This window comes from Corynebacterium sp. TAE3-ERU16 (assembly GCF_019209935.1).
GTDB lineage: Bacteria > Actinomycetota > Actinomycetes > Mycobacteriales > Mycobacteriaceae > Corynebacterium > Corynebacterium antarcticum.
In genome coordinates, this window is sequence record NZ_JAHUTN010000009.1 from 129,079 (window position 1) to 139,934 (window position 10,856).

Annotated in this window: 10 protein-coding genes and 1 tRNA gene; 6 read left to right on the forward strand and 5 right to left on the reverse strand. The window is 68.2% G+C overall.

Features of this window, described 5'->3' with window-relative positions; translation table 11 throughout:
- Positions 1-81: 81 nt before the first annotated feature.
- Positions 82-1,179 (forward strand): hypothetical protein, encoded by a 1,098-nt coding sequence (locus tag KRX55_RS10015; protein WP_218407585.1) that lies wholly within the window; start codon positions 82-84, stop codon positions 1,177-1,179.
- Positions 1,180-1,271: 92 nt separating this feature from the next.
- The gene (locus tag KRX55_RS10020) at positions 1,272-2,381 is read left to right on the forward strand and encodes a quinone-dependent dihydroorotate dehydrogenase (protein WP_255567748.1); all 1,110 of its coding nucleotides are present in this window, start codon (positions 1,272-1,274) and stop codon (positions 2,379-2,381) included.
- Here the strand turns inward: KRX55_RS10020 and KRX55_RS10025 are convergent.
- The 4 genes from KRX55_RS10025 to KRX55_RS11970 all read right to left on the reverse strand — a co-directional run bounded on the left by KRX55_RS10025 (position 2,378) and on the right by KRX55_RS11970 (position 6,869).
- Positions 2,378-2,788: a hypothetical protein gene (locus tag KRX55_RS10025; protein WP_218407586.1), complete on the reverse strand. Its 411-nt coding sequence runs from the start codon at positions 2,786-2,788 to the stop codon at positions 2,378-2,380. The two genes, KRX55_RS10020 and KRX55_RS10025, sit on opposite strands and share 4 nt — an antisense overlap.
- Before the next feature lie 71 nt (positions 2,789-2,859).
- Positions 2,860-3,399, reverse strand: coding sequence for a YbhB/YbcL family Raf kinase inhibitor-like protein (locus KRX55_RS10030; protein ID WP_218407587.1), 540 nt, complete (start codon positions 3,397-3,399; stop codon positions 2,860-2,862).
- Positions 3,400-3,447: 48 nt separating this feature from the next.
- Complete coding sequence (locus KRX55_RS10035) at positions 3,448-5,274, reverse strand: ABC transporter ATP-binding protein (RefSeq protein ID WP_218407588.1); 1,827 nt, start codon at positions 5,272-5,274, stop codon at positions 3,448-3,450.
- Positions 5,271-6,869, reverse strand: coding sequence for an ABC transporter transmembrane domain-containing protein (locus KRX55_RS11970; RefSeq protein WP_304505535.1), 1,599 nt, complete (start codon positions 6,867-6,869; stop codon positions 5,271-5,273). The genes KRX55_RS10035 and KRX55_RS11970 overlap by 4 nt, the downstream gene beginning before the upstream one ends.
- A 193-nt stretch (positions 6,870-7,062) precedes the next feature.
- Here KRX55_RS11970 and KRX55_RS10045 point away from each other — a divergent pair.
- The 4 genes from KRX55_RS10045 to KRX55_RS10060 all read left to right on the forward strand — a co-directional run bounded on the left by KRX55_RS10045 (position 7,063) and on the right by KRX55_RS10060 (position 9,752).
- Positions 7,063-7,151: transfer RNA gene (locus KRX55_RS10045), tRNA-Leu, on the forward strand.
- 218 nt (positions 7,152-7,369) lie between these two features.
- On the forward strand, positions 7,370-7,645 hold the full coding sequence (locus tag KRX55_RS10050) for a hypothetical protein (RefSeq protein ID WP_218407589.1): 276 nt from the start codon (positions 7,370-7,372) through the stop codon (positions 7,643-7,645).
- A gap of 3 nt (positions 7,646-7,648) precedes the next feature.
- Complete coding sequence (locus KRX55_RS10055) at positions 7,649-8,092, forward strand: hypothetical protein (RefSeq protein ID WP_218407590.1); 444 nt, start codon at positions 7,649-7,651, stop codon at positions 8,090-8,092.
- A gap of 130 nt (positions 8,093-8,222) precedes the next feature.
- Positions 8,223-9,752: an SDR family NAD(P)-dependent oxidoreductase gene (locus KRX55_RS10060; protein ID WP_218407591.1), complete on the forward strand. Its 1,530-nt coding sequence runs from the start codon at positions 8,223-8,225 to the stop codon at positions 9,750-9,752.
- A gap of 15 nt (positions 9,753-9,767) precedes the next feature.
- Here the strand turns inward: KRX55_RS10060 and KRX55_RS10065 are convergent, their stop codons facing one another.
- On the reverse strand, positions 9,768-10,394 hold the full coding sequence (locus KRX55_RS10065) for a dihydrofolate reductase family protein (RefSeq protein WP_218407592.1): 627 nt from the start codon (positions 10,392-10,394) through the stop codon (positions 9,768-9,770).
- Positions 10,395-10,856: the final 462 nt, after the last annotated feature.

The following is a 10,856-nucleotide window of genomic DNA, read 5'->3' on the forward strand; positions in this document are numbered from 1 at the left end:
CGAAGGTGGGTGCTGAACTGGTGTTTCCTGAGCCACCCCGGAAACGGTGGCGCGCCCGGAGGCTCTGGTAACGTCCCCAGTGTGTCTACCCCACGTCCTGTCCTGATCGCGGTGCTCGCCGCCGCAGCCGTCACGGCCACGGCCTGCAACAGCGCCCCGTCCCCCGTCGACGAATCCGCACTCCCGCAGCTCACCGAGGCGAAGATCGCGGATTCACCGCCCGCCGACAATCCGGACGGACGGACCTTCCGGATACCCGGTGCCCTCGCGGAGGCGGAGCTCACGGATCTCGCCGTCGCGGACGGTGACGTACTCGCCGTCCGGGCCGGGGAGCATCTCGGGATCGGCACCGCGGAGCAGCTCGCCACCGGCGACTACACCGATGTCGATGTCGCGGCCGGTTGTGGACCTCTGTCGGTGCGGGACACGAGGTTCCTCCTCGCGTGCCCCGACGGGGATGAAGGAGGCGTCATCCGTCTCTTCGACGCCGCCTCCCCTGGTTCCCCGGAGGACATCCGGGTGCCGGTACCGGTCACCACCGCCGCGCTGACCGACGACGGGAGGATCCTGGCGGGCGCGTCCGGAGCGGGCGAGGTCCTGGTGGTCTCCCCCGGTGAATCCGGTGAATCCCCGACCGATGCCACGATCGACATCAAGGACTCCGTGGACCAGCTCATCGCGGTCCCCGTGTCGGGCGAATCCGACCGCGCGGTCCTCATCGACCGCGGGAACACCCTGATCAGCGGCGTCGACTGGACCAACTCGAAACCGGGGGCAGCGCTGCGCGCCGGCCTGGGCGTGGGAAGGATGAGCGCGGGCGAACCCGGCACCGGGGTGGTGTTCGCCTCCGACACCCGGGGCGGACAGCTGCTGGTCTACACCGTGAGTCCCGTCATCATGCTGCACCAGATGGCGACCGCGGGAGCCAGTCCCTGGGCACTGGCCTGGGACAGTCCTGATCAGGTCGTGTGGGTCTCGGATACCGCGAACAACGAGATCACGGCATATTCCGTGGCCGAGGGGGTGCCCGTGGCAGTCGGGTCACTCCGTTCCACCGCTGATGTCCGGGGGCTCGGGATCACCGCCTCCGGGGAACTCATCGCCGTCGGTTCCGACGGAATCCAGGTCATCGACTCCGCCGCCCGCCACGATGCTCTCGACGTCTCCGGTACCGCCTGAACGGCCCACCGACCGTCGTAGGATGGTCCCCGGGGTGCCCACCCCTTGATCGTCGCCCCCCCATTCCGACCCACCGAGCCTGAGGATCAACCTTGTCCGATCTACCGTCACGACCCCTTTACAACCTCGCGCTGAGGGCGATGTTCACCCTTCCCCCCGAGCGCATCCACAACTACATCATGAACGGACTCCAGGTACTCCACGGAATGGGCCGCACCAACCGGTTGCTCGGGAAGGCCCTCGGAGTGTCTGACCCGGTACTCCGGCAGGAGGTCTTCGGTGTGGAGTTCCCCCAGCCGCTGGGCCTCGCCGCCGGTTTCGACAAGAACGCCTCCTGCGCCGACGCCTGGGGGGCCCTCGGGTTCGGCTACGCCGAGCTCGGTACCGTCACGGCCTCCCCGCAGGCAGGCAATCCCCAGCCCCGGCTGTTCCGTCTCCGGTCGGACCGCGCGATCCTCAACCGGATGGGTTTCAACAATCACGGTGCCGCTGCGGTCGCCCGGAACCTGCACCGGCGCAGGCTCGATGACGTCATCGGCATCAACATCGGCAAGACGAAGGTCGTTCCCGCCGAGGAGGCGGTGGAGGACTACCGGACCTCGGCGAAGATGCTCGGACGTCTCGCGGACTATCTGGTGGTCAACGTCTCATCCCCCAACACGCCGGGACTCCGGGACCTGCAGGCCGTGGAGTCGCTCCGCCCGATCCTGCAGGCCGTCATGGAGGTCGCCGATACCCCGGTCCTGGTGAAGATCGCGCCGGATCTCAGCGACGGGGACATTGACGCGGTGGCCGATCTCGCCGTGGAACTCGGGCTCGCGGGCATCGTCGCCACGAACACGACCATCTCCCGGGAGGGCCTGGTCACCGATGCCGCGAAGGTCGAGAAGATGGGTGCGGGCGGGATCTCCGGTCCCCCGGTGGCCGAGCGGTCGCTCGAGGTCCTGCGCAGACTGCACGGACGGGTCGGCGGGAAACTCGTTCTCGTCAGCGCGGGCGGTATCGAGACCGCCGAGCAGGCGTGGGAACGGATCACCGCGGGTGCGGCGTTGCTCCAGGGCTACACCGGCTTCATCTACGGCGGACCCTGGTGGATCCGGGACATCCACAGGGGTGTGGCGGCCCAGATCCACGCCCACGGTCTCGACAGCATCGCGGACGCGGTCGGTAGCGGTCTGCCCTGGATCGACGAACGCGCCTAGCCGGCGGGGATCATCTGGCGCTTGATGATCAGCCCCGCCAGCAGGGAGACGATCGCGTAGGAGGGGAGCCAGTACTGCCCCATCACCATGAAGGTGGCGTTGGGCAGTACCCGGCTCAGGACGATGAGGGTCAGGGCGACTCCGAGTGTGACCACCCGCCCCATCGTGACGTACTGGGTGCGACCCGAGGTCGCGGAGCCACCGATGATGATGGCGGCAACGCAGATCAGCAGGAAACGGGTCGTCACGTGGAACGGTGCCAGCCATCCATTCAGGACCACCTCGAGGAAAGTCCACAGAGCGAGCACGATGGCGAGTGCGATGAATGCACCACCCACGCGCAGGGCCGGGGGAACCGCTTTCACCGGCTGCGGTTCAGGATTGTCGCCGGAAGTTTTTTTCGTCATAACGATTCCCGACTCTAGCCGGTGCAGCGGAGTTGGACTCAACCAGCGGCAGCCCCGTGGTCGGGTGATGGTCAGGGATTCTCGTGCCAGCCCCACAGAATCGCGCGCCCGATGCTGTGGAAGTAGAGGTTGAAACCTAGGACCGTCGGGGACGCGTCCGCCGGGACATCCAGCTCCTCGACATCCACGGCATGCACCGCGAACAGGTAGCGGTGCGGGCCGTGCCCCTCCGGCGGCTGCGGTCCGTAGTAGCCGCGGGTACCACTGTCCCCCACCAGGCTGAGGGCACCTTCGACGCCCTCCACGGTCTCACCACCGGCACCGGTCGCGAGTTCGGTGACGGATGCGGGGATGTTCAGCACCGCCCAGTGCCAGAAACCCGCGGCGGTGGGAGCGTCGGGATCGAAGCAGGTCACCGCGATTGATTTGGTGCCCTCCGGGAGGCCCGACCAGGCGAGGTGCGGGGAGACATCGTTGCCCCCGAGGTGCCTCTCGGCGAAGGTGCCACCGTTGTCGAGGTCGTCGGAGCGCAGGTCGAACGACGGGAGGTCCTTCAGCGGGGCGTACGGGTCGGGTCCGGGGAAACGGGGATCATCGGCGTAGGAGTTCATGCCCCAGTTCTAACAGAATTCACCCGGCGATGTCGTGGTCCGGATCACTCAATCCTCGTTCCGTGACCCACTCCACCGCGCATGGAGCTCCGCGTACCGTCCGCCGGCCGCGAGCAGTTCCCGGTGGGACCCGTCCTCCACCACGGCGCCGTGGTCCATGAGGATGATCCGGTCGGCCGCGACCGCCTGATCCAGACGGTGCGCGACGACGAGTGAGGTCCGACCTCTGGCCACCGCCTGCGCGGCGCGTTCGAGGCTGCGTGCGTTGTCGGAACCCGCCTCACTCGTCGCCTCGTCCATGATGAGGACCGGAGGATCGACGAGCACCATCCGGGCGAGCGAGATCTGCTGCTCCACCTCCGGGGCGAGGTCGTCGTTGCCGGCACCGATCAGCGTGTCGAGGCCCTCGGGGAGCCACCGCTGCCAGCCGGCAGTGTCCGGTGCGAGACCGACCCGGGCCAGCGCAGCCGTGAGTGCCGCGTCATCCGCGTCCGGAACGGCCATCCTGAGGTCCTCCCGCAACGTCCCGGAGAACAGGTGCACCTCCTGGCTGATCAGGGACACCTGACGCGCCGTCCAGGTGTCCGGGACCGTCGAGGTGTCGACCCCGCCGATGTATATGGTTCCGGAGGCCGGTCGCTGGAACCCCGCGATCAGTCCGGCGAGGGTCGACTTCCCGGCACCCGAGGCCCCCACGAGCGCGGTCGTCGTACCCGCCTCGAGGGTCAGGGAGAGGCCGTCGATGATCGGCGCACCACCCGGGTACCGGAACACGAGATCCTCGATCCGCACCTCGGGTGATTCCGGTAAGTCGTCGGGAGCCGACGCGTCGACCGCGTTGTCCGAGAGAAGGGCCAGTGACACCGCGCGCCCGAGCGCGGTGAGCGCGTTCTGGATCTCACCCGTGAAGATCAGGACGTTGAACACGTGCATCTCCAGCCTGACCACGAGCACGACCGCGGCGGAAGCCGCCCCGGTGGTCAGCGCACCCTGTGCCACGAGATGGCTGGACAGCGCGATGGCCCCGGCGAGCAGCACACCGTAGGCCAGATAGCCTGTCCCGATGAGCCGGAGGAACAGGGGGATCCGGTCGGCCTCCCGCTGCACGGTGTCCCAGGAGTTCCGCTCCAGCCGCTGCGTCGCCCACCCCCGGACGCCGAAGGCCCGGATGGTCGGCAGGCCCCGGATCGTGTCGAGCAGCATGTTGTTGCGGCGGGCCTGCGCCGTGGACAGCGCGTTGGTCGCGACCGGCAGCCCCGTCAGGGTCCGCTTCAGGGGCACCGCGAAGATCGCCGGGAGGAGTATCAGCAGCAGCAGGTACCAGGGGGAGATCAGCGCCAGCGCCACGAAGGTGAAGGGGAACATCAGGGCGGTCACCACGAACCGGGTGCCGATGCTCTGCACGGCACGGTAGGCCGTGTCGATGTCCTTGGTCAGCCGGGTCATCACGTTTCCGGTCCCGAGTTCGAGCACGTCCGGGATCGGGGCCTCCAGTGTCGCCGCCAGACAGCGGCGCCGGAGATCGACGGTGAGCCTACGGGTCGCGGAGAACATCAGGTACGCCGCGGCCGGACGGGTGACCAACTCGACGAACATCAGGACACCGACCACCGCGAGAAGGACGGTGAATCCCTCCCGCCCCGAACCGAACCCCGGAACGGCAAGCCCGGAGATGAAGTCGACGGAACGTCCGAGCAGTGTCGAGGAACCGGTCATCGACGCGATGTTGAGACCGAACACAGCCGCGGTCAGCAGCCACCAACCCGGTCCCGGGAAACCGGGCAGGGAACGGAGGCACCGGACGATGTCCCGCCCGGAGGCCGGGGCCAGAGCATCATGGCGCCGGTCATCGGAGGAGAAGGTCGTGGCGGTCATCGCAGGAGCTCCGCGTCGGTCAGGACACGGTCGGCGACGGCCCGCCAGGCCCGTCCCGCGGTGATGATCACCGTGGGACGGGAGTCACGCAGCCGCGCGACCGCGCGGGCGACGTTGTCGAGTGTGACGGCATCCAGTCCCGTCGTCGGTTCATCCAGGACGAGGACCTCCGGGTCGACCGCGAGCGCACGGGCGAGCGCGACCCGCTGGCGTTGCCCGCCGGAGAGGTTGAGACCCGCTTCGCCGATCGGGGTCTCCGGTAGCTCACCGTCCGGTCCGTACCCACCGAGCCTGGCCACGATGTCCCCGCAGCAGGCCGCGTCGAGAGCCGCCCGGATCCGGTCGGGCCCCAGGTTCCCGGTGGGATCGATGTTCTCCCGGAGGGTGCCCTCGAAGATGTTCACCGCATGCGGCGGGGCGAGGACACCCGGGGCCGCGGCCAGCTCCCGGGCCCGCTCCGCCGCGGTCCGCCGCCCCTCCGGCGATTCGGGGGCCCACACGGTCAGGCCGGCCCCGCACCGGGGTTCGGCAGCATCCGGGTGGAACTCCCCGGGTGGGGTGAGCGCCGCCGAGAACCTTCCTATCCGGCCCGCGGACGCCTGCGCCCGGGCCCAGACGTCGATGAAGAACCCCAGGGAGAAACCGGTGACGGTGAGTGCCGGAGGAACGAGCAGAACGACCGTGAGGAACTCCCCCGGGGTGATCCGCCCGTCGAAGGCGAGCAGCGCCGCCGCGACGACGAGACAGAACCCGAAGACCGCGGGAACCGCCTGCCGGATGACGGTCATGAACACACTGACGCGCACCTCCCGGAGCATCACCGTCAGCGCGTCTCCCGCCGTGGAGTCGAACCGCGCCTTGCTGGCGTCCACGGCACCCAGCCCCTTGATGATGCGGGATCCCTGGGCGAAATCGGTGGCGAGGGAGATCGACCGCGACTCGGCGGCCCGCCGTTCCTCCGCCACCCGGGTCAGGGGCCCCGCCGTGCCCGCGGCCACGAGCGCGGTACACACACCACCGACGACGACGCCGACCGCGATCCGCCAGTCGACCGCCGCGATCACCACCGCCGAGCCCGTCAGGTAGAAGAAGAGCGAAAGGGTGAAGTCGAACGACTGCTTGACCTCGGCGAGGGCCGAGGTGTCCTCGTCGACGGTGTTGAGAATCGTGCCGGGGGTCAGGGAACGGGCCTCCAGGACCGTGAGGTTCCGGGTCAGCTCCAGCCTGAGGCCGTGGACCATCCGGGCGATGGACATGTCCTTGAGACCGATCTTCGCCGCTTCCGTCCAGTACCCGATTCCCTGGAGTACGAGCAGGACGATGACGGTCCCGACGAGCGCGGCGGTGTGTCCGGTGTCGATGACGGCGTTGGTCGACCAGCCCGCGATCCGGGACAGTGCGATACCGCACGATTCGGAGACCAGGGTCGCGGCGACGACGAGCAGTACCACGCGGGGATGATTCAGCAGCGCCGCGAGAGTCATCCGGAACGGGGACATTCCGGCCGTACGGGCGTGGAACGGCTTCTCCGAGGGGGCGTCTTCCGGTACGAACCAGGACCAGGTGCTCTGTCTGGCCGGGATCGGAGGGCTCATTGGCATGAGATGACGATACACCGGCCCGGGCACGGACCACCCGCTCGCATCCGGGTTCTGCCGTGACCCACGGAAGTTCAATTGAGGACGAAAAACGCCGCCTGTACTGGTGATTTGATCCCGTACGCCATTTCGGGCTACAGTATGCGAGTGCCCGGCCGGAGCGGTCGGATCACAGTTTCAATCCACTCAGGTCCGGGTGGCGGAATGGCAGACGCGCTAGCTTGAGGTGCTAGTGTCCTATTAACGGACGTGGGGGTTCAAGTCCCCCTCCGGACACCACGGGAAAGCCCGGGGAACCTAGGTTCCCCGGGCTTTTCGCCACCCCCGGCAAGCGTCGTTAGCCGCACCGGGGCTACGTCTGAGAGGCGGAAAGCCCGCCCTCCCCCCGACAACAGTCCGCGGTTAGGGTGGTTTCCCGGACGGCGCGGGGGCGCCCGTGTCGGGCGGACAACTCCCTCCGGCCAGGCGCAGGACCCGGTCGAACACCGAGGAGAACCATGTTCCGGAGCACCACCGCCGTCGCCACCGTCACCGCAGCAGTACTGTGCTCCGCCTGCTTCTCCACCATGATTCCCGGTTCCGCGAACCCCGCGCCCGGGAACCCGACGTCCTCCCACGCGTCGCCATGGCCCGATGCTCCCGCGCCTCCGCCTGCGGGGACATCCTTCCCCGTGCCCGGAACGGACGGTGGCGCGAATCCCCTCGTCAGACCCGATGACGGCAGTCCCGTGGGATTCACCCCGACCGACGTCCAGACGGTCCGCCCGGGGTAACCGGTGTCCGGTGTCGGCGTCGACATCGCCATCGACAGCGTGACCCTGAGGAGGAACGTGACAGGGACCGTGGCGGTGATCAGGACGAAGGTCCGGAACACCCGGGGAGGATTGGCGGGTGAGGAGTGCGGGATGAAACCGATCGTCGTCATCCGGGATGCCCGCGGTCACCCCTTTGCTCCCCTGGTGGGAATAGGTGACATCCCCGATCTCGAGCCGGACCCGGACGCGGATCCCGTCGCCCAGCTCGAGGACATCGCCGCGCGGCTCAAAGGCCTGACGTGTGCCGCAGAGTGGAGCGTCGGCACCACCACCGAATACGTCTGGGAGATCCCAATCGAATCCGGGGCAGAGCCGGTCGTGTTCGGGTTCTGCAGCCCGGCCACTGTGGGACCGACCCTGAATCCGGAATTCACCTGGATCTCACTGAAGCCCTTCCTGAACTGAGTTCCTCCGACGTCCGGGTGACCGGGTAGAGTCTTCCGGGGCCGTACACGCCCGTCGGCCGGACATCACGGGTGTCCGAATCATGCTCAGCGGTCCGGCGTGTGGTCCGTAGACGGAAGGATTCAGGTCAGTGTCCATAGCGCCAGAAGATCTCGAGGTGTGTCTCGGGGTCATCGAGGAAGCCGGTCGGCTCGACCCCGAACACCCGGATTCGGTTCGCGTCCAGCGGGCCGTCGCCGGACTGTTCAAGCAGGTCAAGAGATCCCGCAAACTGGCCGCCCGGGAGCGCCAGAAGCGTGCCGACGAAGCGGTCCTGCACGCCACCGCGACGGCGAATCCCCGGCGCATCGACGACGAGACCTCCGGGCTCCTCATCACTCCGGCCGACGGAGCACCCGCCCAGCTCGAACCCGGTGCTGTGGCGACCCCGCACGGCTTCGCGGGGCGTCTGCAGCGTGCCCAGAACTGCTACGTCTGCAAGCAGCCCTACACCCTGGTGGACTCCTTCCACCACCAGTTGTGCCCGGAGTGCGCCGCCGACAACCGGCGCCGTCGTGAGGCCCGGGTGGATCTCTCCGGTCGTAGAGCCCTGCTCACCGGCGGTCGCGCGAAGATCGGCATGTACATCGCACTCAAACTCCTGCGTGACGGCGCGGACCTGACGATCACCACCCGCTTCCCCCGGGATGCGGTGCGCAGATTCACCGCGGTCGCCGACTCCCCGGACTGGATCCACCGGCTGCACGTCGTCGGTGTCGACCTGAGAGACCCGGCGCAGGTCATCAGCCTCGCCGACTCCGTCGCCGCGGCGGGCCCCCTCGACATCCTCATCAACAACGCCGCGCAGACCGTCCGTCGCTCCCCCGGTGCCTACTCGGGGCTCGTCGACGCGGAGTCCGCTCCGCTGGAGGGCGTCGAACGGGAGGTAGACACGTTCTCCCTCGGTTCGACCTCGGCGCTCCACCCCGCGGCGCTCACCGGTTCCGGGACGGACGGGGACGCCGCCGTCGCGTCGCTCGGAGCCGCCGGCAGCGGTGTGGTGGACACCGCTGCCGCCGCAGCACAGGCCCACGCCTCGCGGCTCACCGCGCTGGCGATGACCGGTGGCTCCGCCGCGATGGATCGGGTCACCGACGGAACCGCCATCGACGCGGGCGGTCTGGTCCCCGACGAAGTCAGCCACAACTCGTGGGTGGCGCGCATCGGACAGGTCGATCCCATGGAGATGCTGGAGGTCCAGTTGTGCAACGCGACGGCGCCGTTCATCCTCATCGACAGACTGCGTCCCGCGATGGAGGCCGCCACGGCCCGGCGCAGGTACATCGTCAACGTCTCCGCCATGGAGGGCGTGTTCGGCCGGGGCTACAAGGGACCGGGACATCCGCACACCAACATGGCCAAGGCCGCGTTGAACATGCTGACGCGCACGGCCGCGGGGGAACTCGCCGAGCACGGCATCCTGATGACCGCCGTGGACACCGGGTGGATCACCGACGAGCGCCCGCACACGACGAAGGTGCGGCTCGCCGACGAGGGGTTCCACGCGCCGCTCGATCTCGTCGACGGCGCGGCACGCGTGTACGACCCCATCGTCCAGGGTGAGAACGGCGTGGATCTCTACGGCTGCTTCCTCAAGAACTACGTGCCCAGCGCGTGGTGACGGTGCCCCCGCACGTCAGTCGATGTGCGGCCGTTTGACGTTCGGGGTGTAGGACCGCGTCGCGTCGTGCGCGTGACCGTGCGGGACCGGCGGCAGGACCTCGTAGCGGGCATGGACGTAGCCCTCCCGCGTCGTCCCCGAGCCGAGCAGCCGGAGCGGGACATCGCAGTTCACGCCGCCGAACAGCGGGATGCCGTCGCCGAGGATCAGCGGCACGGTCGTCACCGTCAGTTCATCGACCAACCCGCGCTCGAGGAACTGCCGGATCTTTCCGGCGCTGTCGATGAACACTCCCCCGTATCCCCGCTCGTCGATCAGGGAAACGACCTCATCGAGGCTCCGGGCCACGGTGACCCGGTCATCCGAGAAGGACTCCCTGGTCGTCATTACGATCACGTCCTTGCCGGGGTACGGCCATTCGGGGAGATCGTTGAGTTTTTCGAACGCGGGTCGACTGATGACGACGGCATCCGTCCCATGGAACACCCTGGCGAAGTCACCGGCGTCTCCCGGTGCGTGCTCGACCGGGTGCTCGATCCCGTGATCCTGATCCAGGAGCCAACTGACGTCGCCATCGAGGCGGGCGACGAAACCATCCAGGCTGGTGACGATGAAGACGAGTCCCTTCCAATTACGCTGCATAACTTCGTTTTCCTCTCGGATTGCTGCCCCATTGCCCGTCAGTCCGCGGGTCGCGACCGGAACGGGGACGATGTCCCCGGATGAGGCTTACCTATACCCCCAGAATAGGTCCGCTTTCCGGTTCTGCGCCACCGGAACACCGGGAAGATGTCCGGGCCACCTCAGGTGGGGTACGGCCATCACCCGCGTCCGAACCGGGACCGTCGGACCCGCTCCACGACCCCCGGGGAGAGCGGGTCTCAGACGGAAGGGCGGCACCACCGGGAATCGGTGGTGCCGCCCTTCCGTGAGCCTCGACGGTCGATCAGTCGTCGTGCTGCTCGTTGGGGGGGGTGGGCGCGTTATGCGTGGGAGCGGGGATAGTGGCCCGGTACGGTTAGGGTGCCGCGGAGATGGAGTAGGCCGTGAGCGGCTCGGATCCCGAGTTAACGACCGTTTGGCCCGTACCCGCGGGGACCGATT